This is a genomic window from Mucilaginibacter ginsenosidivorax (genome assembly GCF_007971525.1).
GTDB classification, from domain to species: domain Bacteria; phylum Bacteroidota; class Bacteroidia; order Sphingobacteriales; family Sphingobacteriaceae; genus Mucilaginibacter; species Mucilaginibacter ginsenosidivorax.
In genome coordinates, this window is record NZ_CP042437.1 from 2,905,708 (window position 1) to 2,932,634 (window position 26,927).

The 26,927-nt window shown below is 44.0% G+C and carries 25 protein-coding genes; 12 read left to right on the plus strand and 13 right to left on the minus strand.

Annotation, left to right across the window (positions count from 1 at the left end; genetic code table 11):
• Nucleotides 1-29 precede the first annotated feature (29 nt).
• Both FSB76_RS12050 and FSB76_RS12055 read left to right on the plus strand, forming a co-directional pair.
• Complete coding sequence (locus FSB76_RS12050) at nucleotides 30-602, plus strand: RNA polymerase sigma factor (protein WP_147053816.1); 573 nt, start codon at nucleotides 30-32, stop codon at nucleotides 600-602.
• Nucleotides 592-1,938, plus strand: a complete 1,347-nt coding sequence (locus FSB76_RS12055) for an energy transducer TonB (protein WP_147053817.1) — start codon at nucleotides 592-594, stop codon at nucleotides 1,936-1,938. Before FSB76_RS12050 ends, FSB76_RS12055 begins: the two co-directional genes overlap by 11 nt.
• Nucleotides 1,939-1,982: 44 nt before the next feature.
• On the opposite strand, the gene FSB76_RS12060 is transcribed toward FSB76_RS12055, so the two are convergent.
• The 11 genes from FSB76_RS12060 to FSB76_RS12110 form a co-directional block, all read right to left on the minus strand.
• The gene (locus FSB76_RS12060) at nucleotides 1,983-2,297 is read right to left on the minus strand and encodes a low molecular weight protein tyrosine phosphatase family protein (RefSeq protein ID WP_147053818.1); all 315 of its coding nucleotides are present in this window, start codon (nucleotides 2,295-2,297) and stop codon (nucleotides 1,983-1,985) included.
• Nucleotides 2,298-2,304: 7 nt separating this feature from the next.
• On the minus strand, nucleotides 2,305-2,970 hold the full coding sequence (locus tag FSB76_RS12065) for a hypothetical protein (RefSeq protein WP_147053819.1): 666 nt from the start codon (nucleotides 2,968-2,970) through the stop codon (nucleotides 2,305-2,307).
• A gap of 22 nt (nucleotides 2,971-2,992) precedes the next feature.
• Nucleotides 2,993-3,499 (minus strand): nuclear transport factor 2 family protein, encoded by a 507-nt coding sequence (locus FSB76_RS12070; protein ID WP_147053820.1) that lies wholly within the window; start codon nucleotides 3,497-3,499, stop codon nucleotides 2,993-2,995.
• 101 nt (nucleotides 3,500-3,600) lie between these two features.
• A complete protein-coding gene (locus FSB76_RS12075) occupies nucleotides 3,601-4,896 on the minus strand; it encodes an amidohydrolase (protein WP_147053821.1) in 1,296 nt (431 codons plus the stop codon).
• A 119-nt stretch (nucleotides 4,897-5,015) separates the two neighbouring features.
• Nucleotides 5,016-5,312, minus strand: coding sequence for an FKBP-type peptidyl-prolyl cis-trans isomerase (locus FSB76_RS12080; protein WP_147053822.1), 297 nt, complete (start codon nucleotides 5,310-5,312; stop codon nucleotides 5,016-5,018).
• Nucleotides 5,246-5,473 (minus strand): hypothetical protein, encoded by a 228-nt coding sequence (locus FSB76_RS12085; protein WP_147053823.1) that lies wholly within the window; start codon nucleotides 5,471-5,473, stop codon nucleotides 5,246-5,248. Before FSB76_RS12085 ends, FSB76_RS12080 begins: the two co-directional genes overlap by 67 nt.
• Nucleotides 5,474-5,571: 98 nt before the next feature.
• Nucleotides 5,572-6,051, minus strand: a complete 480-nt coding sequence (locus tag FSB76_RS12090) for an FKBP-type peptidyl-prolyl cis-trans isomerase (RefSeq protein WP_158642888.1) — start codon at nucleotides 6,049-6,051, stop codon at nucleotides 5,572-5,574.
• A 181-nt stretch (nucleotides 6,052-6,232) separates the two neighbouring features.
• Nucleotides 6,233-6,712 (minus strand): FKBP-type peptidyl-prolyl cis-trans isomerase, encoded by a 480-nt coding sequence (locus FSB76_RS12095; RefSeq protein WP_147053825.1) that lies wholly within the window; start codon nucleotides 6,710-6,712, stop codon nucleotides 6,233-6,235.
• A gap of 62 nt (nucleotides 6,713-6,774) precedes the next feature.
• Entirely contained in the window at nucleotides 6,775-8,520 is a 1,746-nt protein-coding gene (gene aspS, locus FSB76_RS12100) for an aspartate--tRNA ligase (protein ID WP_147053826.1), read from the minus strand.
• Between the two features lie 92 nt (nucleotides 8,521-8,612).
• Nucleotides 8,613-8,906 (minus strand): type II toxin-antitoxin system RelE/ParE family toxin, encoded by a 294-nt coding sequence (locus FSB76_RS12105; protein ID WP_147053827.1) that lies wholly within the window; start codon nucleotides 8,904-8,906, stop codon nucleotides 8,613-8,615.
• Nucleotides 8,891-9,130, minus strand: a complete 240-nt coding sequence (locus tag FSB76_RS12110; RefSeq protein ID WP_147053828.1) for a hypothetical protein — start codon at nucleotides 9,128-9,130, stop codon at nucleotides 8,891-8,893. Before FSB76_RS12110 ends, FSB76_RS12105 begins: the two co-directional genes overlap by 16 nt.
• A 407-nt stretch (nucleotides 9,131-9,537) precedes the next feature.
• Between FSB76_RS12110 and FSB76_RS12115 the strand changes: the two genes are divergently transcribed.
• From FSB76_RS12115 to trpC, 10 genes are all read left to right on the plus strand, one after another.
• Nucleotides 9,538-11,994: a TonB-dependent receptor gene (locus FSB76_RS12115; protein WP_317131372.1), complete on the plus strand. Its 2,457-nt coding sequence runs from the start codon at nucleotides 9,538-9,540 to the stop codon at nucleotides 11,992-11,994.
• A gap of 277 nt (nucleotides 11,995-12,271) precedes the next feature.
• Entirely contained in the window at nucleotides 12,272-12,910 is a 639-nt protein-coding gene (pnuC, locus tag FSB76_RS12120) for a nicotinamide riboside transporter PnuC (RefSeq protein WP_147053829.1), read from the plus strand.
• 131 nt (nucleotides 12,911-13,041) lie between these two features.
• A complete protein-coding gene (locus FSB76_RS12125) occupies nucleotides 13,042-14,127 on the plus strand; it encodes an acyl-CoA dehydrogenase family protein (RefSeq protein WP_147053830.1) in 1,086 nt (361 codons plus the stop codon).
• 246 nt (nucleotides 14,128-14,373) lie between these two features.
• Complete coding sequence (gene pafA, locus FSB76_RS12130; protein WP_147053831.1) at nucleotides 14,374-16,092, plus strand: alkaline phosphatase PafA; 1,719 nt, start codon at nucleotides 14,374-14,376, stop codon at nucleotides 16,090-16,092.
• 224 nt (nucleotides 16,093-16,316) lie between these two features.
• Entirely contained in the window at nucleotides 16,317-16,940 is a 624-nt protein-coding gene (locus FSB76_RS12135; RefSeq protein WP_147053832.1) for a thiamine phosphate synthase, read from the plus strand.
• Nucleotides 16,941-17,174: 234 nt separating this feature from the next.
• On the plus strand, nucleotides 17,175-17,963 hold the full coding sequence (locus FSB76_RS12140) for a DoxX family protein (RefSeq protein ID WP_147053833.1): 789 nt from the start codon (nucleotides 17,175-17,177) through the stop codon (nucleotides 17,961-17,963).
• Nucleotides 17,964-18,033: 70 nt separating this feature from the next.
• Entirely contained in the window at nucleotides 18,034-18,462 is a 429-nt protein-coding gene (locus FSB76_RS12145) for a cytochrome B (RefSeq protein WP_147053834.1), read from the plus strand.
• A gap of 234 nt (nucleotides 18,463-18,696) precedes the next feature.
• Nucleotides 18,697-20,106: an anthranilate synthase component I family protein gene (locus FSB76_RS12150; RefSeq protein ID WP_147053835.1), complete on the plus strand. Its 1,410-nt coding sequence runs from the start codon at nucleotides 18,697-18,699 to the stop codon at nucleotides 20,104-20,106.
• 74 nt (nucleotides 20,107-20,180) lie between these two features.
• Entirely contained in the window at nucleotides 20,181-20,798 is a 618-nt protein-coding gene (locus FSB76_RS12155) for an anthranilate synthase component II (protein ID WP_147053836.1), read from the plus strand.
• A gap of 209 nt (nucleotides 20,799-21,007) precedes the next feature.
• Entirely contained in the window at nucleotides 21,008-21,790 is a 783-nt protein-coding gene (trpC, locus tag FSB76_RS12160; RefSeq protein WP_147053837.1) for an indole-3-glycerol phosphate synthase TrpC, read from the plus strand.
• A 391-nt stretch (nucleotides 21,791-22,181) separates the two neighbouring features.
• Here the strand turns inward: trpC and FSB76_RS12165 are convergent, their stop codons facing one another.
• Both FSB76_RS12165 and FSB76_RS12170 read right to left on the minus strand, forming a co-directional pair.
• A complete protein-coding gene (locus tag FSB76_RS12165) occupies nucleotides 22,182-23,648 on the minus strand; it encodes a SusD/RagB family nutrient-binding outer membrane lipoprotein (RefSeq protein ID WP_147053838.1) in 1,467 nt (488 codons plus the stop codon).
• Nucleotides 23,649-23,659: 11 nt separating this feature from the next.
• Nucleotides 23,660-26,899 (minus strand): SusC/RagA family TonB-linked outer membrane protein, encoded by a 3,240-nt coding sequence (locus tag FSB76_RS12170; protein ID WP_147053839.1) that lies wholly within the window; start codon nucleotides 26,897-26,899, stop codon nucleotides 23,660-23,662.
• Between the last annotated feature and the right edge of the window lie 28 nt (nucleotides 26,900-26,927).

Sequence of the window (26,927 nt, forward strand, 5' to 3'; positions counted from 1 at the left end):
GTTAAAAAAATTTATTTTGCACCTTTTTAATGACCAATTTTATTAAACCAGGCAAAACAAGCACATCAACGGATGACGAACTGCTTAACATTTACCGTAAAAACGGCGATGTTGCGGTTTTAGGACAACTATATGAACGCTATATGGGCCTGGTTTACGGCGTATGTTTAAAATACCTGAAAGATGAAGATGGCGCTAAAGATGCCGTAATGGGCATTTTTGAAGAACTGGTAGATAAAGTTAAAAAACACGACATCAGCATATTCAGGAACTGGCTTTACGTATTGGGCCGCAATTATTGCCTGATGCAGTTAAGGGCCGGCAAAAAGCTGGATGTAATTAATTTAGATGATGTTATGGAATTTACCCCATTACTGCATCATGATGATAATAACCGCGAAGAAGCCTATAAAGCTTTGGAGCAGTGCATTGATAAACTGGCCGGTGCCCAAAAACAAAGCATCGATTTGTTTTATTTACAAGAAAAGTGCTACAAAGAAATTGCCGAAGTAACAGGTTTTAGCCTGAACGAGGTAAAAAGTTATATACAAAACGGCAAACGCAACCTTAAAATTTGCCTGGAGAAGAGCAGTGAACACTAAAAAGGCCGACATATTGCAAGTAAGAAAGTACCTTAACGGGGAACTTGATGCCAAAGCTATGCACCGGCTGGAGCACGACGCCCTTGACGATCCTTTTTTGATGGATGCACTGGAGGGTTTTGAACAAGCCCCTAAAAACCAGCAGGCCAACCTTGCCGACCTTACCGCGAGACTACAACAACGTACCGAACAAAAGAAAGGTCGTGTAATATCATGGCAGGTATGGTCAATAGCGGCATCAGTTCTTATTGTGCTTACCATTGGCGGCTTGTGGATTAAAAGGACCTCGCCGGAACAAACAAAGCAACTTGCCGAGTTACAAAAAGATAAAACACAGGTTGTCAGTAAAGACACTGTGGCAACGCCGCCGCCTCATACCACACAGGAAACCTTACTGGCAAATAATGCGGCAAAACAACCCGTTTTGACCAGTGCCGACAGGCCGTTTATTCCCCGGAAATACACTGCCGGTAAATCGGTTTATCAACAGGAGATTTCCGCCAACGATAATAAAACTGCCGCCCCTGCCGGGGATGTGTTAAAAAAAGTCCCCCAGGTTGCCGAACCTACTGTTGAGCCTAAGCAGGAAAACAGCTCGGTAAGCGAAATGGTAGTGATGAACTACACCGACAACAAAGCGAAAGCAGACAGCCTTGCGCTGCTTGCCAAAAAAGCCCGTGAAAAAGCATCTACTCCCATTGAATCAAAATTAATGGGCAACGTTGGCGGTTTGCAGGTAGTTACATCTAAAGATGCCAAAACCCAGTTTGGCTATAGCAGTATAAATGGTGTTATAGTAGGCAAAGGCGATAACATGCCGGTTGTTGGGGCGGCTATACGCATTTCGGGCACCAACAAGAGTACAGTGACCGATGTAAATGGCTACTTTACTATGCCTGTTACCAAAAATAAAGAGACGCTTGATATTGCATCCATAGGTTACCAGCCAAGACAGGTAAGTGTAAAACGTGGCGATAGCCTTAAGGTAGTACTCAACCCGGATAATGAAGCCCTTGCCGAGGTTACGACAGTTGGCTATGGCACCGATAAAGTATCAAAACCGGTAGCCGCACATCCGCAGGGCGAAATGGCGGGCTTAAAAAAATACCTGCAGGCAAATGCCATCGTGGCCGATGGTGACGCCACCGGCACAGTATCGGTACAATTTACTGTGAATACGGACGGTTCTTTAAGCGATTTCAAGATCAAAAAAAGCCTTTCGGCGGTTGCCGATCAAAAGGCTATTGACCTGATAAAAGCCGGCCCAACCTGGGTAGGCAACAGCAATGGAAAACCCGAGCAGGTTACTGTTAAGGTAAAATTCGCTACGAAATAGAATCAAGAGGCAAGAATCAAGACGGAAAAAATTCGTAATTGATGCTATAGGTATCCGCTTAAAACAGTCCTTAATATTTCAATCAGTTCGGGATCGTTAAATTGATAGTTATCTTCAATATCCAGCACTTTTACCTGCTTGCCGCTTACGTCCAGGCGTTGGCTTAGCAGCTGTTTATGCCTGCGCTCCATTACAAATATAACATCGGCCCGGTCAATCATTTTTTGGGTTACCCGGATACGGGCCGTGGCGCTGGTACCTGCCGAGTGGGCGGTATGTTCCGGATGATTTTTAAACAACAACTCGGCCGTTGGGCTGCGCCATTGGTTTTTGCTGCAGATGAAAAGGAGGTTGGCCAAGGGTAATTTAATTTCCGGTAAAAGCCGGTGCTATGCGGTAAATTATGGCAAGCACAAAAACGGCTATCGATAAGTAATAAATCCTTTCTCCCTGCTTGCGGTCGTTTTCATCGTAGCCGTAAACCTGTTCACCATCGGGGAGCGTTTTTTTGTAATGTGATAAATGCCATCCTATAAATATGCCAAATACACCACCGGCAAATGAAATTATATAACCAAAAATTATCCATGCATTCTGGGGCTTCTCGGGTTTCCTTAACTCTTCCAGGCGGTCACTTTTCAAATCGGATAATACATTTTCGCTTATAGCAACTCCGCGGTCAATCAATATTTTGCGAGCCAGTTGGTAATCGAATGGACTCCATTCGTCGGCTTTTGCCAGCACGTCTGTCAGCTCGGCATCGGTAAAGTCAAATAAATAATGGTCCTTATCCACATGGTTTACGTTTTCCTGCTCTTTATCATTCAACAGCTGGTTTGCACGCTCAAAATCTCCTGGGTTTATTTTTATTGAATACTCAACAGTAAGGTCATTACTCCTGAAACCGGGATCAAATGACGGGGTACTTTCCTCCATATCATATTCAATATCTCCTTCTTCAAGCACATCAACCAGAGCATTGGCCAGCGCGGCATCATTAAAACGTTTGTACAATATCAATCCGGGTGTCATAAGTGTTTAGGCATATAAGTTGTTACAAGCCGTTTTTGGGTACCCAGGCCTGGCTTTTAATGAGCCATTTTCCGCTTACGTACCGAAACACAAAGGAAAACGCACCTTCTTCGTTAAACGGGTCGCCGTTAACGGTGCCGGTGTATTCAACGGGTACAATCAGGTAGGCTACCTCTTCGGTTTGCTGAAAAATTTTTATCTTTTTTATGTTTACGGTAAAATCTCGGATTTTAAAATCGCTCACCGCCTTTTGTACCGAGTTTACCCACTGTACACCGGCCAGCTGCCCGTTCCATGAATAAGGCTGCTGCTCGTCGGTAACCACGGCGTTGGGGGCGTAAACATCGGTAACTTTATCAATATCAAAAGTATAAGATGCCTTTAATACCGTATTAATGGTTTGCAAAACCTCGGGGTTAATTTTCTTTACGGTATCTTCGGCGGCCATATCGGCAGCAATGGTTTTTTGGCTTGTTATTAAAATTAATAACAAGCTTGTGTACACCATTGTTAATATGCTTTTCCTCATTTTATACTGTTAAAATTACTGGCCATGCGCTTTTTGGGCTTATAAAGTTAAGCATCAATCATCTATTTAAAGATAATATCTTTTTAAATAGCACCTCATATCTATTTTCCTTTAGCATTCATATAATCCAGCGTTAAATTGCACAATGCTTTTACACCCAGGCTAAAGCCACTTTCGTCGATATAAAAATCGGGCGTATGGTGCGATGGTGCTTTTAGCGGATCGGCACCTTTAGGCATGCCACCTAAAAAAATGAACATGCCAGGTACTTTTTCCTGGTAAAAGCTAAAATCTTCGGCACCGGTAACAGGCGGCTTTAACATCACATTATCGGCACCGGCTGTTTTTTGCAGGCTGGGCAGCATTTGCTGTGTAAGCGCCGGATCGTTATAAGTAACCGGGTAATGGCTGCTATACGGAATCTTCACCTCGGCAGTAGCGCCTTGCGCTTCAGCCGTTTTTGTTGCTATCTGCTTTACCCGTTCAACAAGCATCTTTTCATCGGCCGCAGTAAATGAACGCAAAGTACCCAGCATTTCAACGCTTTCGGGAATAATGTTCGACCGGTTACCGCCTTTGATGGAGCCAATGGTTACCACTGCCGGGTTTTCGGTTATGTTTATATTACGGCTTACTATAGTTTGCAGGTTATTGATGATCTCGGCCGAAACCACAATCGGGTCAACGCTCGACCATGGATAAGCTCCATGTGCCGACCGCCCTTTTACGATAATCTGCATATCGTTAACGCCTGCCATTGTACCGCCCGGGCGATAGGTTATTTTACCAACCTCGGTTTGCGAATTAATGTGCAGGCCAAATACTACATCAACTTTAGGATTTTCAAGTACACCTTCCTTCACCATTTCTTCGGCACCGCCTTTTTGGCCGGGCTCTACCCCTTCTTCGGCAGGCTGAAAAATAAATTTAACAGTTCCGTGCAACTCGTTTTTCATGCCCGAAAGCACCTGGGCCACACCCATCAAAATAGCCATGTGCGAATCATGTCCGCAAGCATGCATTACGCCAACCTCCTGGCCGTTATAGGTGGTTTTTACCTTTGATGCAAAAGGAACATCGGTGCGCTCAACAACCGGCAAACCATCCATATCTGCCCTTAAGGCAACTACCGGGCCAGGCTTGCCGCCTTTTAAAATGCCCACAACGCCGGTTGTAGCTACGCCCGTTTGCACCTGGATACCCAACGACTGCAAATGTTTGGCAATAATTGCCGAAGTACGCACTTCGTGGTTACCCAATTCGGGGTGTTCATGAAAATCGCGGCGCCAGGCTATTACCTGGTCTTTAAGGGCATCGGCTTTAGTACTCACCTGGCTTTGCTGGGCAAATACCTGTGTTGCAAACACCAAAAAAAGGGGAGCGATGCGTAATTTCATGGGCGCAAGTTTTGAACCGTTAATATAAGAACAAAACGCCGGATAATTTAATGTACCGGTTTGAATTTGAAGCTGATGCCTTTTCAATTCAAAATTATTGTAAGGCTGGTATAGGCCGGTTACTTTACCCCAGTCAAATCAATATCAAAAATAAGCACCGAATTTGGCGGGATAGGCCCTAACGATGCGCCGCCATAGCCCAAAGCCGATGGCACAAACAGTACAATATTACCACCCGCTTTTATATGTGGTACACCTATTTGCCACCCCCTTACCAAGGCGGCTAATGGTGAAGAGTAACCATTTGCCGAATCAAATGGTGGCCCGTTAAGCAGTTTGCCCCTATAATTTACCGTAACCGTAGAATTGATGGTTGCTGCGGCGCCCGTACCCGGTTTAACAACCTGGTAGTACAGTCCCGACGAATCTTTACGGCCTTTACAACCGGGTTATTGGAAAGATAAACCCGGATAAGCGAATCATCAATACGGGCTTGTTTAACAGCATCAACCTGCGGTGCGGTTTTGCATGACGAGATGCCAATAACCGCGGCAAATAATAAAAGTAGTTTGTTCATCTATCAGACATTAATCGAACAGCTAAAACTACAGAAATATAGCAACAAAAAAGCCCGGAATAATATCCCGGGCCTAAGCTTAAGGTAAATTAAAAAATTTAAGCGCCCGGAGGCGAAAGGTCTACATCAAACCTCAATACCGCGTTTGCAGGAATTGCTCCTGAGCCCGAGGTACCATACCCGTAAATGGATGGTATCAGCATAATAATTTTCGATCCTATAGGTACGTGAGGTAAAACTATCTGCCATCCATAAATCAAACTGCTCAACGGGGCGCTAATAGAGGCATTTGTGGCAAATGCAGTTCCGCCAAGCAACGACCCGGTATAAGTTCCTTTGATAGTGGTTGTAGCCGTAGGATATGCCCCTGCGCCAGTAGAAACTACCTGGTAGTAACATCCTAAAGTATCCTTAACATTGGTAATTTCGGGGTGAACGGTTAAATAAGCTTTAATTGCTGCATCGTCGTCGGCAGCCTGCTGTATTGCTGTTGTTATTGTCGGGTCGCTAACTTTTGTACATGACGACAGCGAATAGAGGGCTAAAGGAAATAGAATTAAAAGTAAAAGTTTTTTCATTTTCATACAGATCAGTTAACATTAATAGGGTTAAAGACACTAAACGTTGCAAATTGTGAAAACGTATTTAGGCAGGTATTTCCATTTCGGCAAAATACACGGGTGTAAATATACAATCCAAATCAATTTAAGCCGGCAGGCAGGGATATTTTTTTACTCATCCCCCGTAAAAACTGTAGTGCTAATTGGCTACCGCAGTTAAATTGACAGAAAATATCAATACTGAATTTGCGGGAATAATACCGGCCTGCGCATTGCCATAGGCGTAGCGCGATGGGGTAATTATCAGCATTTGCCCGCCTGTTTTAAGGTATGGCAATGCAATTTGCCACGCTGGTATCAGGCCATTGAGTTTATACACCAGGTTTGTGCTTGAATCAAAAATAGTTCCATTGGTTAATTTACCGGTATAAGCGGCAGATATTGTACTTGTTAAGGCCGGGGTAGCACCGGTACCCTGTGTAATTATCTGGTAATAAACACCTGTTGTATCCTTTACCGCATGTATTTCGGTATGTGCAGCCAGGTAAGCCTGGATGGTTGTCTCATCGGTAGCAGCCTGTTTAGCAGCGTCAAAAGGCACCACATTATTATTTGATTTGAGGCATGATGATGACAGCATCGCCATTGGCAATAAGAGTAACAGTAGAATTTTTTTCATTTTTAATCAGATCAGTTTAGTGCCTATACGGCATAGCTACCATAAATGCTACAATAAAAAACTTATACTGTTGTTTTAATATTAAGCTCTTTAAGCTGTGTATCGGCAATGGTTGATGGCGAATCGATCATCACATCGCGGCCCGAATTATTTTTAGGGAACGCGATAACATCACGGATAGAATCTAACCCGGCAAAAATAGATACCAGCCTGTCAAACCCAAGCGCTAAACCACCATGTGGTGGGGCGCCATATTCAAAGGCATCCATCAAAAAGCCAAATTGCTTTTGAGCTTCTTCGGACGAAAAGCCCAGGTGCTTAAACATTAATGATTGCATGGCGCGGTCATGGATCCTGATAGATCCACCGCCAACCTCGGTACCATTAATAACCAGGTCATAAGCATTGGCTCGCACAGCTCCCGGATCGGTATCCAGCAAGGCGATATCCTCTGGTTTTGGCGAAGTGAAGGGGTGGTGCATGGCATGGTAACGCCCGGTTTCCTCGTCCCACTCCAGCAGCGGAAAATCAAGCACCCAAAGCGGCGCAAATTTATTTTTATCGCGCAGGCCTAAACGGCTACCCATTTCAAGGCGCAATTCGTTCAGTTGTTTGCGTACTTTATCGGCATTGCCGGCCAATACCAGCATTAAATCGCCGCGTTCGGCTTCAAATGCCGCTGCCCAGTTGTTCAGCTCATCTTCGCTGTAAAATTTATCAACCGATGATTTTAAAGTACCATCTTCGTTATAGCGGCAATATATCATGCCGGCAACGCCAATTTGCGGGCGTTTTAACCATTCGGTAATTTCATCCAATTGCTTGCGGGTATAGCTTGCACAGCCTTTGGCGTTGATGCCCACAACCAGTTCGGCATTATCAAATACGCCAAAACCTTTTCCTTTTACAATATCATTCAGCTCTACAAACTCCATCCCAAACCTTACGTCAGGTTTATCAGAACCATAAAGGCGCATCGCGTCGGCATATTGCATACGCGGAAAATCGCCCAGGTCGATACCTTTAACGGTAGTAAACAGGTGGCGGGTAAGGCCTTCAAAAATATTCAGGATATCCTCCTGGGTAATAAACGATAGCTCGCAGTCAATCTGGGTAAACTCTGGCTGGCGGTCGGCACGCAGGTCTTCATCCCTGAAACATTTCACAATCTGGAAGTAACGGTCGAACCCGCTTACCATCAGCAATTGCTTAAATGTTTGCGGCGATTGCGGCAAAGCGTAAAACTCGCCCGGGTTCATGCGGCTTGGCACCACAAAATCGCGCGCGCCTTCCGGGGTCGATTTAATCAGTACCGGGGTTTCTACCTCCAGAAAATCAATATCGCTTAAATAGCGGCGTATTTCCTGAGCCATTTTGTGACGCAGGATTAAATTATTACGAACAGGCGCACGGCGCAAATCAAGGTAACGATACTTGGCGCGCAGTTCTTCGCCACCATCAGTTTCGTCTTCTATCAGGAACGGCGGAATTTTAGCCGAGTTCAATATCTCTATACCAGCAACAGCAATTTCAATTTCGCCGGTTGGTATTTTTGTGTTTTTGTTTGAGCGCTCCAGCACCTTGCCGGTAACCTGTATCACAAACTCACGGCCAAGCTCGCGGCTTTTCTCGCGCAGCAGGGCATCAGTATCTGTATTAAAAACAAGTTGGGTTAAACCATAACGGTCGCGCACATCAATAAATGTGGTACCGCCCAAATCGCGCGATTTTTGTACCCAGCCGCACAATGTAACTGATTGGCCTAAGTTGCTGATATTTAATTCACCGCAGGTATGAGTTCTTAGCATAACAATATTTATAAAAGTTTGCAAAAGTACGTTTTTGAGGTGAAAGGAGAAAGGTAAAAGGAGAAAGGTGGAAAATACAGTGGGATTGGTACTTATAATTTGAATTTTTTAGGATTTCGGCGACTGTCCCAAACACTTAGAATTTCTATGTGTCCTGGTGTAATTCGGTAATAGAATAGGTAATCAAGAATAACTTTTATCCTTATTGACGGAGAGTCTGTTGCCTTGCCAATCTCAGGGGAGTTGGCAACAATGGCAAAGCTTGCTTTAACCAGATGATCAAGTTTCAAACTGTAAGCATAGGATTTATTTCTTTCGTTCCAATATTCTAAAATTTTAATCCATTCTTTAATAGCTCTCTGGGACCATACTATCTCCCTAAACATTTATCAATAAGTTTATTCGCCTCTTCGTTAGTTACAAACATTCCTTTCTCAATTTGCTCAATACCTTCATTTACTGCAATTATTTCCTCCGGGCTTAATTGATAAACGCCGCTAATTTCATCTTCCATTTCTGTAATCATCAATAACTCCCTTAGCAATTCCATGTTATCGGTATTGCTTATTGTGGCTATCAGCTTTTCTTTTATTTCTATATCGGTTAACATAGCAATGGTCTTTATCCAAATTTACAAATAACATTTTAAAAATCAGAAATGAAAGCGGGACTTTCCGTCTTCCCGACTTTTTTGACTTTCCGACTAAAAAACTATCTTTGCCCCATAATTCTCAAGGGGTGCCTTGCTTTGGTGTAACCAAAAACGAACTGCAGAGCGTTTTTAACCAAACTGAAAGACAGGCTGAGATCAAACCCAGAGAGCCCCCCAGCCCCCTAAAGGGGGAGTGATAAAACTTAAAGCAAAAACTTTAGGTGTATTTACTCCCCCTTCAGGGGCGCGGGGGGGCACTCGCACCTGATCCGGGTAATGCCGGCGTAGGGAGAGGTAACAAGTTAAGTGTACTGCCATTGTACCCTGGTGAGCAGATGGTTTAACTAATTTTTAGTTTAAAAATTTTGAAAAATGTATTCGCGGCTATCATGGCCCTGCTGTTGCCTGTTTTGGCATCGGCCCAACTTTCCATATCCGGAAAAGTAACCAACCAATCGGGCGAAGCACTGCCCGGTGCAACCATCACCATTAATAACCCTGCTGCCAGCGTAGTTGCCGATGCAACCGGCAAATATGGCTTTACTAATCTTAAGCCAGGAAGCTACACGCTAAATGCCAGTTTTATTGGTTATCAAACCATCAGCAAAAACATAGTATTGGCTGCAAACCAGGTTATCAACCTGGCACTCGTTAACGGCACCCTTGCTGCCGAGGAAGTGACCATCAGCGCTACCCGCGCGGTTAAAAACTCGCCAACAGCATTTACCAACCTCAGCAAAAAAGATTTAGCAAAAAACAACTTCGGGCAGGATTTGCCCTACCTGTTAAGCCTCACCCCATCGGTAGTTACCACATCCGATGCCGGCGCGGGCATTGGTTACACCGGTATCCGCATTCGTGGCTCTGATAATACCCGGGTAAACGTTACCATTAACGGTATCCCGCTGAACGATGCCGAAAGCCAGGGATCGTACTTTATCGACCTGCCCGACCTGGCCTCGTCTGTAGATAACATACAGGTGCAGCGCGGTGTGGGTACATCAACCAACGGTGCGGGCGCGTTTGGCGGCAGCATCAATATCCAGACTACCACACGCCGTGATACCGCTTATGCCGAAATCAACACATCGGCCGGCTCCTACGGCTCTATCAAAAACACCGTTAATGCCGGTACCGGCTTATTGGATGGGCATTTCAGTTTAGATGGCCGTTTATCGCGCATCCACTCCAATGGCTATATTGACAGGGCTACGTCCGATTTAAAATCGCTTTATTTGAGTGCTGCATGGTATGGCAAAAACAGCACCATCAGGGCCAACGTAATATCGGGCCACGAGCGTACATACCAGGCCTGGAACGGTATTGCCGACTATGTTATTGGCGATAATACCCGCAAGGATAACCGCACTTATAACGAGCTTGGCCTGATGGACGATGCCGGTAATTTTTATAAAGACCAGGTAGATGATTACCTGCAAAACCACTATCAGTTACTGTACGACCAAAAGATAAGCAGTAAGCTATCTTTTAGCGGTGCACTACATTATACCAAGGGCAAGGGTTATTACGAGGAATACCGCCGCCAGGATGCCGTGGCCAATTATGGCTTAACCCCGGTTATTATGGGTATGGATACAATCAAAACTACCGACCTGGTGCGCAGGCTTTGGCTTGATAATGAATTTTATGGCGTTACCTACGCATTAAAATATCAGCCCCAAAGTAACCTGAACATGACCCTGGGTGGTGCTTATAATGAATACAAAGGCGCGCATTACGGCAATATTATTTACACCAAAGAAAGCGCCGGTATTGGCCCCAACTATGAGTACTATCGTGATAATGCCAAAAAGAACGACTTCAATATTTTTTACCGTGCCGAGTGGCATTTAAACAAGGTATTACTTTATGCCGATGCGCAATACCGCCACCTTTACTACAATTTTTACGGTATCGACAAAAACCAGCAGAACGCGCAGCAAAGCATCGAGCTTAACTTTTTTAACCCCAAAGTGGGTATTACTTACCAGCTTAATGAGCAAAACAATGTATACGCATCATTTGCGGTAGGCAACCACGAGCCAAACCGCGACGATTACGTAAACTCCACCCCGCAGGCCAGGCCAAAAGCCGAAAACCTGAAGGATTTTGAAGCAGGTTACCGTACTGTTGGCAAAATTTTTAGCGGCGGCATTAATGGCTTTTATATGCTGTATAAAAACCAGCTGATATTAACCGGGGCACTTAATGATGTGGGCGGCGCCATACGCACCAATGTGCCCGATAGCTATCGTACCGGCGTGGAGCTGGATGGTAAAGTACGCATAACCAGCCAGCTTAACTGGGGTATAACCGCCACCTGGAGTGCCAACAAGATCAAAAACTATCACCAGTTTTTCTCTAATTACGATGACGGCACTTTAGTTGAAGAATCGTTTAAAAAAACAACCATTGCTTATTCGCCATCGCTTACCGGGGCCAGCATCATCAGCTATAGCCCGGTTAAAGGCGGCGAGATCGCTTTTATCAGCAAATATGTGGGCAAACAGTATTTGGATAATACCATGAACCAAAACCCGGCAGGTTTTAATATAGCGCCGGATAACCAAAGCAACCCATACGCGGCCAACCGTTACCTTAAAAGCTATTTTACCAGCGATGTAAGGCTGCGTTATAACTTCAGCATCAGCCAGGTTAAAAACATTGGTTTGGGCTTGCAGGTAAATAATGTTTTCAGCAAAAAGTACGAGGCTAACGGTGCTACGTACCCGGATATTGAAGGCGGCAACATGGTAAACTATAATTACTATTTTCCGCAGGCACCGCGCAATTTTATGGCGATGCTTAGTTTGAATTTCTGACAGGAATGGTCACGAATTGATACACACGAATGGTCACGAATTTGAGCGAATTTCACGAATCTGGGCGGATATTGTGTTTGGGTAGATGTTATACGTTGGGTTCAGTCAGTACGGAAACAAAAGTCTCCCCTACCGGGGGAGATTTAGAGGGGGCTTCTGGCCGGATAGTGTGTTTAGGTAGCTATTATATGTTGGATTCAGTCATTACTGAAGCCAAAAGTCTCCCCTACCGGGGGAGATTTAGAGGGGGCTTTTACATTAATTAAAAACCGCGTTTATGCATGATTTAATAAAGCTTTTTATTGATCAGATAAAAGAAACCACCTGGGTACAATGGCTTGCCGTTGCCCTGGGTGTTGCCGAGGTTTTGCTGGCGCGAAAAAACAATATCTGGCTTTATCCGGCCGGTATTTTGGGCACCGCAATTGCTATTTACCTGTTATTGAATGTTGGGCTTTATGCCGAATCGATACTGAATGGTTATTATGTGATCATGAGCGTTTACGGCTGGTGGTACTGGGTTAAACGGCGCAACGAGCCGCCTGTAGAAATTTCATGGAGCACCAAAAACGAATGGGGTATAAGCATTGCCATATCTGTTATTGGCTGGATATTTTTTTATGTACTGCTTAAAAACCTGCCTGCCAAATACTTCACCCCATCAAACGTACCTGTTTGGGACGCGCTGATATCGTCGACCGCCTGGGCAGGCATGTGGCTGCTGGCCCGCCGAAAAATAGAGAACTGGATTTTTTTAAACATATCAAACCTGTTTGCCGTACCCATCCTGTTTTACAAACACCTGCCCATGTTTGCGCTGCTCACCATCTTTTTATTTGTTGTAGCTATTTTTGGATACTTTGACTGGGCTGCGAGAGTCAAGAGTCAAGAATCAAGAGTTAAGACAGGAAATTGAACGAGGGATAAGGTTGTTAGCTGGATTCCGTTTACTTTTTAAACAGGTTCATTATCAGCCTTTTTTATCATGACCAAAATCTATCATCTGCACATCTGAAATTTGAAATCTGCACATCTAAAATCTACCCCATGCCCCATCCATCATACTTACTAAAGCCCGAATGGGTAAAAACAATCCGGGATACTGGCGCAGAGGCCGAAAAACTGGCCATGCTTCACCCTGATCAATTGAAACTGGTTTACGAGCAGGGCTGGTTTAAATTTCTGGTGCCGAAAGCCTATTCGGGTTTACAGCTGCCTTTGCCGGATATGGTGCGCTTGGAAGAAAGCCTGGCCTGGGCCAACGGCAGCTTGGGCTGGGTGGTTACCCTTTGCAGTGGTGCGGGCTGGTTCGGCGGTTTTTTATCGGCAGATGTCGCCCCGGAATTATTGAACAATCCGGCACTATGCCTGGCAGGCAGCGGCGCATCAACAGGTACGGCAACTATTACAGATGGCGGCTACATTATTAACGGCACCTGGAAATATGCCAGCGGCGCACACCATGCCACCCACATAACAGCCAACTGCATTATCAAAAATGGCGACGAACCTGTTTTAGATGCCGACGGAAACGAACTGATATTACCTTTTATTTTTGATAAAAAAGACGTGGAAATTTTCCCCGCCTGGAAATACATTGGCATGATGGCCACCGGCAGCGATGCCTACCAGGTAAGCAACCTGTTTGTTAAAGCAAACAGGTGTTTTAAGATCGATCCGGCATATGCAGTAATCAACGAACCTTTGTACAAATACCCCTTTTTACAATTAGCCGAAGCTACGCTGGCGGCAAATATATCGGGCATGGCTGTGCACTTTCTTGACCTCTGCGGGCCCTTATTTGATGAAAAACAATTAGGCAAACGCCAGCCAGGCACCTATCGCGATGCCACAAAACAACTGCTGGATGAACTTACCGCCAAGCTTAATAACACCCGGGCCGAATTTTACCGGGCCGTTGATGCTTCCTGGCAGAGTGGTTTAACCGGCCCAGCCGGGTATTTGACCGAGGTAAGCGCCACCAGCCGCAAACTGGCCAAAACAGCACGCGAGAGTGTCGACAAGCTATACCCCTACTGCGGCCTGCAAGCTGCCAACCCCGATACCGAAATAAGCCAAACCTGGCGCGATTTGCATACCGCAAGCCAGCATAGTTTGTTAAATAGCATTTGAGCCCCCCTCTAAACGGCGAAGCCCCCATTAGCTCCTTCAATGTAAAAAAACTAAATGCTAATAATCGCCCCCGGAAGGGAGACTTTAAGATGTCCTGCTCATGATGTGCGCACAAAGTAAAACTTCTGTCTTGATTCTTGACTCTTAATTCTTGACTCTAATTTTGTAACAAAACCCATACTTAACATAAACTTCATATGGCTTTTTAATTTCATTGTTGATATTTGGCGATCCAAAACAAAAAAAATGAAGCTTAAATATCTGTTGCTTTTAATTTTAGCCACTGCCTCTCTTTCGGCATCGGCACAATCTCACAAAAAAAAACATAAACATACCGCAAGGAGGAACAGCGATAGCGAAATTACCTACCACCGCGAACGCTCTATGCCCATGCCTACCGGCCTGCCACGCCCCAAACTGGTTATAGGTCTTGTAGTTGATCAAATGCGTTGGGACTACCTGTACCGCTATTTTGACCGTTACGAAGATGGCGGCTTTAAGCGAATGTTGGGCGAAGGCTTTACCTGCGAGAATACCAATATTGATTATATCCCCACAGTAACCGCCGCAGGCCATACCTGCATTTACACCGGGTCGGTGCCTGCCATTCATGGCATCGCGGGCAATGATTTTATTGTGCAGGCTACCGGAAAATCGATGTATTGCACAGACGACAGCACGGTAACCGCCGTTGGCAGCACGTCAAAGGCAGGGCAAATGTCGCCACGCAATTTACTGGTAACCACCGTTACCGACGAGCTTAGGCTGGCTACCAATTTCCGCTCAAAAGTTATCGGCATCGCCCTAAAAGATCGTGGTGGAATTTTGCCCGCCGGGCACACCGCCAATGCCGCCTACTGGTTTGATGACGCCAGCGGCAACTGGATAAGCAGCACCTACTACATGACCGATTTACCTGCCTGGGTTAAAAATTTTAACAGCCAAAAAATTGCCGAAAAATACCTTAAACAGGATTGGAATACCCTTTACCCAATAGCCACCTACCTGCAAAGCGCCCCTGATAACAGCGGCAAATACGAGGGCAAATTTGCCGGCACCAGTGCGCCAACCATGCCGGTTAATACATCGGCATTGTACAACGGCCATTTAGGCATGATCCGATCTACCCCTTACGGCAATTCGATGACGCTTGATATGGCCAAAGCAGCTATAGAAAATGAACAATTAGGCAAAAACACAGTTACCGACTTTTTAGCGGTAAGCCTTTCATCAACAGATTACATTGGGCACCAGTTTGGCCCTAACTCTGTAGAGATAGAGGACACTTACCTGAGGCTTGATCATGACCTGGCTGCCTTTTTTGCTTATTTAGATGGCACATTGGGTAAAGGCAGCTACTCGGTATTTTTAACAGCCGACCATGGCGCTGCCCATAACGCCACATTCCTGAAAGACCACAACGTACCTGCCGGAACCTGGGACGATGCAGCCGCACAGAAAGAAATGAATACAGTATTAAACGATAAATACAAAGTTCAAAACCTTGTTATCAGCATGGATAATTACCAGGTTAACCTTAACAATGCCGCCATAAAAAAAGCAGGCATCAGCGAAGCTGCCATAAGGCTTGACTGTATAAGCTATCTGCAAAAACAACCGGCTGTACAATTTGCCGTTGATATGCAAAACGCAAACGATGCAACAATCCCGGTTGATTTGCGCAGCCGCATTGTAAACGGTTATAACACAGAACATAGTGGGGTAATACAAATTGTGTTAAAACCAGGTTATTACTCGGGCCACGGAGCAACCGGAACAACCCATGGCACCTGGGCGCCTTATGACACTCATATACCACTGGTATTTATGGGCTGGGGCATTAACCATGGCAATACTACACGCCAAACCCACATGACGGATATTGCCCCTACCGTAGCATCACTATTACACATACAAGCCCCCGATGGCTGTATAGGCAAAACCATTAGCGAGGTAATCCGGTAGTTCGGTTGCGGGTTGCGTGGTTCGAGGGGCGTGTCGCCAGGTTCGGGAATTGACATTTTACCGGCAACACGCCCTTCGCAACACGAACCACATAGCCAGGTTCAGGAATTTGATATTTTACCGGCAACACGCCCCGCGTAACACGAACCTCTGAAAGCGTATATTTGCGTCTCTTTTTAGTTGATTAGCTACAGGCAACAATAACCACGCAACACGCCACCAAAATGAAAAAATACATCTCCAGGTTTCATTACATCACACAGGATATGCCGCAGCGCAGCCATATACAACAGGTTGAAATTGCGTGTAATGCCGGGGCCAACTGGATACAATATCGCTGTAACACCAAGCCGGAAAACGAGCTTATTGCTGAAATTGACCAGATAGCAGCCATTTGTGATGATTGGGGCGCTACGCTTATTATTACCAACCATTATCAACTGCTTGATAAAGTTGATGCTCAAGGTGTGCATATCGAAGATGAAGCTGCCGATTTTAGCGCGATCCGCGAGGCAATTAATGATGATAAAACTTTAGGGGCATCGGCCACCAACCTGGCCGGCCTGCTTAAAACTCAGGATTCAGGCATAGTTGATTATTGTGTATTGGGCCCGTTCGCCCATACTGAAACCAGGCCAAATAATTTCCCCTTGCTGGGTTACGATGGTTACCGTCAATTAGAAAAAGCCCCAGTTGAAATTCCGGTTATTGCAACCGGCGGAATCCAGTTACAGGATGTTGAACTATTGCTTAAAACTGGCATTTACGGTATAGCGGTTTCATCGGCCATTAATCGTTCTGTTGATCCGGGCGGAATGGTGAAGGAGTTTTACCGCAAAGTGTACTAAACTTATTATAACCCCATAGTAAGTTCCATTTTTGGTATTTGTTATTTCTGAATAACAAAGGCACCTTTCCTACATGCCAAAACTGCTACAAAATAGCTGGTCAAAAAAGATTGGGGCTTTGTTTCAACGATGCACATTTAACTATAACAAAGAATATTTTAGTTCATTGAACAAAATGAGCCGTTGATTTTATATATTGCATGTAAATCCAATATATAACCTATATCCCTCTTTATGGAAAGCTATAATAGACTGTGGCGGTTGTTCTTTGCTATTGCGTTAGTTTCAATCGCGGTTCAACAATTTATTTGCTCTGGTTTCAGGCCGGTTATTATGCCTCCCGAGCCAGCATTTATAGGCCAAAGTACCTTTTGCATGTGCGTATCCGGCATTTTGCTCATACTGGTATCTGCTGCTATTATATCGGGCATCAACTCGCACATCGTTGCCGACTACCTGGGGGCATTCATGCTGTTGATGATTATCCTTTCGCACGTGCCTTATAACATTAAAATAAACCAGCTTTTTTTAGCGGGATGGAACGATGCATTTAAACTGCTGGCTTTATGCGGCGGGGCATTTATTGTAGCCACATCAATACCATCTGACAAGGTTAGCGGTATCGACGCAGTTACCGAGAAAATACGGCCGGCCGGGCCATACTTTTTTGCTACAACTATGATTGTTTTTGGCATCGAGCATTTTATATATCCAAAATTTGTGGCGCTGCTGGTACCATCGTGGATTCCGTTTCACTTATTCTGGGTGTGTTTCGCAGGGATAGCGCTTATTGCTGCCGGCGTGGCCATTATGCTTAAATTCAAAGTAAAACTTGCGGCTTCCCTGTTAGGCTTAATGCTGTTTTTATGGCTTATCATGGTGCACATCCCACGCGGGCTCGATACTTCCATAGTCGACCACGCCAATGAATGGACAAGCGTTTTTGAGGCCTTAGCATTTAGCGGCATTGCATTTTTAATAGCCGGTACTTATAAACCAGCGCAAACGGCAGCCAGTCAATAATTGGTCAAATCAGTTGCGTATGTTTTAGCTAAAATGGTTTTGTTGTATATTCACGCAAAATTTAAAACTCATGACAGCTTATAGCTTTTTACAACATCTCCATTCGGGTTTCAGGTATATTGTACTGGCATTAATTTTGGCCGCCATTATTGGTGCGTTTATTGGGCTGACAGGCAAAAAGCCTTATACCAATGGCAACCGCAAGCTAAATTTGTTTGCCATGATATCGGCACATACGCAGCTGCTTATTGGTATAGTACTTTATTTTGTAAGCCCGCTGGTACAGTTTAACAGCGAAACCATGAAAAACAAAGTGACCCGGTATTTCACTGTAGAGCATTGGGTTATCATGCTGATTGCACTTGCCTTAATTACCATTGGTCATAGCAAATCAAAAAAAGCAGCTACCGGCGAAGCCAAACATAAAGCCATTGTCACCTTCTATTTGATAGCTTTAGTGATAATTTTAGCCGGTATTATACTTATCCCACGTAGCTAATAGGATTTAGCAACAAATAAACTTTCAAAAAAATTTGATAATTCATTTTTCTTTATAAATTTGTGCCCACGATGATTAAAAACACAAATAAAAACAGCTGGTGGCACCAATTAAATTTGGCAGCCGGATACGTTTTTAGTCAGCGATGATCTAATCAATTGTAAACCTAAGTGGAAAACCCGGCGACCCCAATTCGCCGGGTTTTTTTATTTATATATTTTTTGAAAACATAACATGAGCACTTTTAAAATAACAACCACCCATAAAAAACTACTGGCCGATACCACCACGCCGGTGAGCATTTACCTGCGCCTGCGCGATGTATTCCCAAACTCGCTGCTGCTGGAAAGCTCCGACTATCACAGCCGTGAAAACAGCTTAAGCTACATTTGCTGTGAACCCATAGCTGGCTTTGTGCTCAACAACGGCATACTAAAAAAGCATTATCCAGATGGCAGTGGCGAAAGTCTTGAAGCCGGCAGCTTTGAATTGATTGACCAGCTTAACCAATTTGTTGGCAGTTTTGAAACCGACCCTAATCCATTAAAAATTATCTCGAACGGCTTGTTTGGCTATTTCACTCATGAGGCGGTTGAACATTTTGAAACCATCAAACTAAAACAAACCGACGATAATCCCAGGCAAATCCCGGTAATGCAATACCACATTTACCGCTATATTATCGCTGTAGATCACTTTAAAAATGAGCTTTACATTTTCCACAACCAGGCCGAAGGCGGCCCAACCAACGGCGGTATCGAAAAACTGGAATACCTCATCAAAAACAAAAACTTTCCCGAGTACAGCTTTAAAAGCAGCGATGTAGAAAAATCGAACCTTACTAACGAGGAGTTTATCGCCATTGTTGAAAAAATGAAGCAGCACATTTACCGGGGCGATGTTTTCCAGATAGTGCCTTCAAGGGCATTCTCCCGTACCTTCCAGGGCGATGAGTTTAACGTTTACCGGGCTTTACGCTCCATCAACCCATCACCCTATTTATTCTATTTTGACTATGGCGATTTCCGCATCTTCGGCTCATCGCCCGAAGCGCAAATCACTATCAAAAACAATGTGGCCAGCATTTTCCCTATAGCCGGCACTTTTAAACGCAGCGGCGACGATGAAAAGGACGCCGAAATAGCCCGCAACCTGGAAAATGACCCTAAAGAATCGGCAGAGCACGTAATGCTTGTTGACCTGGCCCGTAACGACCTGAGCCGCCATTGCGAGCAGGTACAGGTTAAAGCATTTAAAGAAGTACAATACTATTCGCACCTTATCCACCTGGTATCGCATGTAAGCGGTAAGTTATTGCCCGGCGTGTCATCCTTCAAAATAGTTGCCGATACCTATCCCGCAGGTACCCTGAGCGGGGCGCCAAAATACAGGGCAATGGAAATTATTGACGAAAATGAAAAAGCCAAACGCAGCTTTTATAGTGGCGCCATAGGCTTTATGGGTTTTAATGGCGAATTTAACCACGCCATCATGATCCGCTCGTTCCTGAGCAAAAACAACACGCTGCACTACCAGGCAGGGGCCGGCATTGTAGCCGGATCTGTTGCCGAAAGCGAACTGAAAGAAGTGGACAATAAAATTGCAGCATTAAGGCGGGCTGTTGAACTGGCCGAAGAGCTGTAGGCCCCCTAACCCCCTGAAGGGGGAACGATGGTTTGATAATAAACAATTGAGTGATATTTTTTTAGATATATACAATGAACGAACATATAAACTCCCCCTTTAGGGGGCCGGGAGGCCAGGGCGGCAATATCCTGATAATAGACAATTACGATTCCTTCACCTATAACCTGGTGCATTTGGTTAATGAGCTTGGCCTGCAATGCGAGGTTTGGAGGAATGATAAATTTGCTTTGGAAGATGTGGATGCTTATGATAAGATCATCCTGTCGCCGGGGCCGGGCATACCATCTGAAGCAGGTTTGTTGCTGGATGTGATCAAAAAATATGCGCCAACCAAAAGCATATTTGGTGTTTGCCTGGGGCAGCAGGCCATTGCCGAAGTATTTGGCGGCAGCCTGTATAACCTGAGCCAGCCCATGCACGGGATTGCCACCCCCATAAAAGTGACCGATGCCGACGAGCAATTGTTTCGCGATTTACCCGGAAACTTTAAAGTGGGGCGTTACCATTCATGGGTTGTAAGCGCGAATGATTTGCCCGAAGTATTAAAAGTAACGGCTATCGACGAGGAGGATAATTCTATCATGGCCCTGTCACACCGCGAATACGATGTGCGCGGCGTCCAGTTTCACCCGGAATCGATATTGACCGAGTATGGTAAAGAAATGATGGGCAATTGGCTGAATGGCTAATTAACAGATATTGATAACTTTGCATTAACAGCACAATATTAAAAACGGGTTACAACCCCTGTCATGCTGAGGAACGAAGCATCTGCCACCGCCATGCATTGCCGCCTGCATAGTTCGTGAATAGATGCTTCGTCCCTCAGCATGACAAGGGGACTATTAAAATATTAACTAAACATTCCCCCTTCAGGGGGTTAGGGGGCTTAGGCTTTATGACGATACTTGATAAAATAGTTGCCAATAAAAAAAAGGAAGTGGCATATGCCAAAAAACGGACATCATACATTGAGTTAGAGGAATCTGAATATTTTCACAGGGAAACATATTCATTCAAAGATTTCCTGCTCGATCCTGCCCGCACCGGTATCATTGCCGAATTTAAGCGTAAATCGCCTTCAAAAGGCATTATTAATGACAAGGTAAGAGTTAGCAAGGTAACAACCGATTACGCTGCTGCAGGTGCATCCGCACTGTCTGTTTTAACCGACCGCGATTTTTTTATGGGTCGCAAAGCCGATTTAAAAAAAGCTCGTTCTGTAAATAACATCCCTGTTTTGCGCAAGGATTTTATGATAGATGAATACCAGGTAATTGAGGCCAAAGCATTAGGCGCTGATATTATCCTGCTGATAGCTGCCATTTTAACCCCGGCAGAAATTGACAAGCTTGCCACCCTGGCCAAAAGTTTAGATCTGAATGTACTGCTTGAAGTACATAACCTGGAAGAGCTGGAACGCAGCATCCACCCAAAACTGGATGCCATTGGGGTAAATAACCGCAACCTGGCCGATTTTACGGTATCTGTAGAAACATCTTACCAATTGGCTAAACATATCCCTGCCGAATTTATGAAGATATCTGAAAGCGCCATCAGCGATCCGGAAACCATCAGGCACCTGAAGCTGGCCGGTTTTAACGGCTTTTTAATTGGCGAAACCTTTATGAAACAGCAAGACCCGGGATTGGCTATGCGGGAATTTGTGGCGCAGTTGTAACGAAAGCCAGAAAACAGTACAAATTTACACGCTTTCTTTTTTAATTCAAAACCGCCCTTTATTCATGTATTTATAGGTAAAAAACAAGCAATTATTTGGTACTTTTTAGCAACAAATGCGTTATTAATTGATACAAATAACACATTTATTTACACAAAAATTGAAATGTGCTTTTTTGTACAAAAAACCCCAAAAAAGCAGCTTGAATAATCGGAGTTCTCCAGGTTTTCAAAACTGTTAGCATTGCCACAATTTTATTAATGGGTTGAGCGGATAAATTAAACCCGGCCGATAAAATAAATTAAAAACGGAACCGATAAAACCGGGAGAAAAACCCATAAAAAAGCGGGGCCGCCAATTGGCAGCCCCGCTTTTTTATGGGTACTATAAATTAGTGTTTATCGAAAAACAATTTGGTGGTTACCAAATCGCCACCTATTGCTGTAGCAGCTTTGTTATAGTTGGTTACATTCACGTTTTGCTCATTAACAGGATATGTGAGGCGAACTGGAAACGCCGTTTGAGCTGTTGACGGTGCTGTAAGCACAGGGTAATCCAGCCTTCTTGTTTCTGTCCAGGCATCCCAACCTCTGTTGTACAAGGCAAGGTATTTCTGAAGCCCGATTTTATGCAAATCTGTACCGCCAGTGGCTGTTGCAAACGCAACTGTAGGTTGTAACAGGTAGGCTGCTGCTGCTGTTGCAGAAGCGCCCCAATAAGTTATGGAAGCTGTTACCGCGCTGTTATAGTGCCCGGCAACCGAACCTGCAACCGCATAGCCTCTTGATATCGCCTCGGCAAGGTTAAACTCAGTTTCTGAGTAATCTAATAACAAACCAGGGAAATCAGGGTTTGTTATTTTTCCGATTGAAGAGCTAACCAATAACGGGCCAGATGGCTTCGAAAACAAGCTGAAAGTTGCGCTTGATCCAGGATCTGCTCCAGTATAGGTGCCGGCAGAATTCACTGTAAAATAATATGGAAGCCTTGGATCAGCAAATGCAGTTTGCGGTTTTAAGAAACCCATGATAGTGCTACAGGCAACAAAATCCTGTCTTGCGCTTTGTACCAAATCAACCCATACCGGGTTGGTATTTGGCGGGCTGGTTAAATATTGAAATTGAGCATTGTCGCTATTTGAAGTAAATACCCCTGTAGCAACAGCCGATTCAACAACCGTTTTTGCTTTCGCATTATCCAGATCGGCTATGGTGATACCCATTTTAAGCTTAAGGGTAGCAGCAAACTTTTTCCATTTGGTAACATCACCTCCGTAAATCACATCTGCCGAGCCAAAGCTTGCAGCCCCGGTATTTAAAGCTGCAATATCAGCATCCAAACGGGTTAGCAAACTGTAATAAACTGTTTTGGCATCATCAAACTTCGGGAAAGGCTTGCTTATATCCAACGCCTCGGTATATGGAATATCACCAAAAGTTGTTACAAGATAATAGTACGTATATACCTGCATCACATCAGTAATAGCAATTTCGTTTTTTTGTATATCAGCACCGGTTACATCAGTTGGTATCAGCGCTTTTGTACGTTCGAAATTATAAATTACATCCCGGTACAATGCATTCCATATATCATCAGGTATCGGACGGGTAGTAATATCGTAGTTACTCTCGTCAGTATAGGTTGTTTCCTGCCATTGCTGTTCAATCAAACGGAATATATTTAAATTTACGTTTGATGACGTTACGGTATTGGTTAACCTTCTCTGAGCATTGGTAAACAAGGCGTAAGAAGGAACTATCGACGGATTCTTCGGGTCGTTATTCAGACTCGTAAGATCCTTTTTACACGCCGAAAACACTATCGACGTTAGTAAAAATACTCCTAATATTTTTTTCATAATTCTTTTACTTAAAAACGTAATTTCAAATTCAGTGAAATGGTGCGTGTAGTTGGATAAGCACCTACCTGGTAGCCTTGTAAATTGCCGGATGTTAAACCTTCTTCAGGATCTGAGTAAGGTAAATTTTTATGTATTATCCACAGGTTTCTTCCAATAAGCTGGAAGGTAACTTCTTTAATCGGGCCAAGGGTTGATATCGTTTTTTGTGGAAGAGAGTAACCGATAAGGGCTTCTCTTAACTTTACATAACTCGCATCATACACAAAAGCTTTGTCGGGCAGGCGTGCATAACCAAAAGCACCATAGTTACTTGCACTTACACGTACAGTATTTGGCGCACCGCTTTCAGTTACACCTGGCCTGATAAAACCACCACCATTTGCAAGTGTATTACGTACGGGGTTTCCTAAATCGTTGGTATAAACTGTTTCAGGATACAAACCGGTAGCTAAACCATAGTACATATCTGTTGAAAATACAGAGCCGCCTTTCCTGATATCTACCAGGAAACTAAGGTTAAAGCCTTTGTAAGTAAAGCTGTTGTTAATACCACCTATCCAATCAGGATTTGAGTTACCAATGTTTTCATTAGGGCCGCTTTGTAAATATTGTCCGTTAGCACCAACAATCTTTTGTCCGTTAGAGGCGTATTTATAATCAGTACCCCTTATCATGCCAAAAGGCTGGTTTAAGCTGGCGTTAATTGATACACCACCCTGGTAGCTATTCAACTCCAGGTTTTTAGACTCTTCGCCTGTACCATCTTTAAATAACTCGGTAACCTTACTTCTGTTTCTTGTAAAGTTCAAGGTCATTTTCCAGTTAAAATCCTGTGTGCGGATAGGGGTGCCGTTTAATGATAACTCGATACCTTTATTTTTAACCGTACCGGCATTTAAATAGCTGAAAGAATAACCTGTAGCTGTTGATACGTTTACAGGCAATATTTCGTCAAAGGTTGATGTTGCGTAGTAGCTACCATCAAAACCTAAACGATTATTAAAGAACGACAACTCCAAACCAACCTCGGCACTTTTTGTACGCTCTGGTTTTAAGTTAGGGTTATTTTTGGTTGTGTTAACAGCCGATTGCGGGCTTGCTCCAAATGGCGGAGTAATAGTGTAAGTATCATTAACGCTATATACAGGGGCATCGGCACCTACCTGTGCGTAGTTGGCCCGTATTTTACCATATGATAACCAGGTATACTGTTTCAACAATTCAGAGAAAATGAAACCACCTGCTACCGAGGGATAGTAATAAGTATTATTGGCCTTTGGCAGGGTTGAAGATTTATCTCTCCGGATAGTTCCGTCTAACGTTAGTAAATTGTTATAAGTAAGCGTTGCCCCGGCAAAAATACCATCAACCTCTCTTAGGCCTTTGTACTCTATAGGTGCGTTAGGCGTATTTAAAGAGTTTGAAAGCGAGTATACACTTGGAACAATTAAACCACCATTAGTAACTGAATATACACTTTGAGTGTTTTCTTTCCTCACGTTTGTTCCTAACAAAGCTTTCAGGTTGAAAGATTTTGACAGGTTTTTATCAACGTTTGCCAACAGGTCATAGTTAGTTTCAGAAAAGCTCTTATTGTTTCGTGAATAATATGGCACGCCAACGCTGCTCACGTTCTTGCGTTCCTCATCTAATTCTGTATAAGAATCTAACGAAGTTCTTCCTGTAATAGTTAACCAGCTAACAGGTTTGTAAGTAGCGTTAACGTTACCAATATACCGGTTACGTGTATCACTTTCAAAGTTCTGGTAGCGTACATAATATGGGTTATCCCAAAATATCGGGGTTAAATTACCTGCTAAAGGATCGGCATAGTTCCAGGTAATGTTTTTACCTGTCCTGTCATAAGCAGCCTTCAAAGCCTTAACATCATTATTTACTTCCCACCACTGCCTGAAGTTGGTCATAACGTTTCTGGCACTTGCACCATCATAACCTGTTCCGGGGCGGCCAACACCATTAATATTGTAGTAATTAACACTACCACCTACAGATAATTTAGAGGTGATGTTATAAGTTCCACCTAAATCAACTATATTTTTTTTGATGCTGCTGTTAGGAATAATACCATTTTCATCATTACGGGTAAATCCTAATTTAAATGATCCGCCATCGGTTCCGTTGGTAATCATGATGCTTTGGTTATTTGAAACCGGTTTTACAAAAAACGAAGTAGGATCGTTTGTTGCAGCAACCCAGGGAGTAGCTTTGCCGAAATTCGGAGATGTTTTATCAAAAGCATCCCATTGGTAAACCTTCAGGTTTGGATCAAATTTAGCACCGTATGATGCATCCTCTGTTGTTGGCGTAACTAAATCATTTTTGCCGTCTCCGTTTACATCTCCGTAAAAGAAATATCCGGTTGGGTCATTGTAGTAATTACCGTAACCTGCGCCATAGCTATGTTGATATTTTGCAAAAGTAGATTTATCTACTTCGCCAACGCTAACACTGCTGTTGATTGTAATACCAACACCTTTTTTTGCTTTTTTACTGGTGATTAAGATAACGCCGTTACTACCACGTGAACCATAAAGCGCACTGGCTGCAGCACCCTTTAACACCGTAACCGACTCAATATCGTCAGGGTTAATATCTGATGAAGGGCTTCCGTAATCGTAACCGCCACCGCCAGATTGCTGGGTAGAGCTGTTATTATTGCTGTTATTTACCGGAACGCCATCAATAACAAACAACGCCTGGTTGTTTCCTGTTATTGATTTTACACCCCTCAATACAACGTTGGTAGACGAACCCAGGGCATTATTTTGGCGGATCTCTAAACCAGCAACTTTACCCGATAAGCCATTAATAAAGCTTGAAGACCGTGTTTTGTTAACCTCATCGCCCGACACTTGTTGTGCGGCATAAGATTGCTGGTTGCGGGTCCTGGAAATACCCAATGCACCGGTTACAACAACTTCGCCAAGTTGCTGGCTCGAGGCTATCAATACCACATCCATTCTATTACCGTTTACAGGCAAAGATTGGGTGATGTAACCAATAAAGCTAAATGATAATGTTGCATTGTCGGGCACGGATAAGGAGTATTTACCGCTTACATCGGTTTGAGTACCGGTTGTTGTGCCCTTAATGCTTACTGATACCCCCGGCACCGGTAAGCCATCTTCCTTGGCCGTAACCCTTCCGGTTACGGTATGGTTTTGCGCATATAGCTGTGTTGCAGCAAGTAAAAAGATGCACAAAGTCGTAAGTAGACTTTTTTTCATGAATAATGTGTTAGTTAATAGTTAAAAA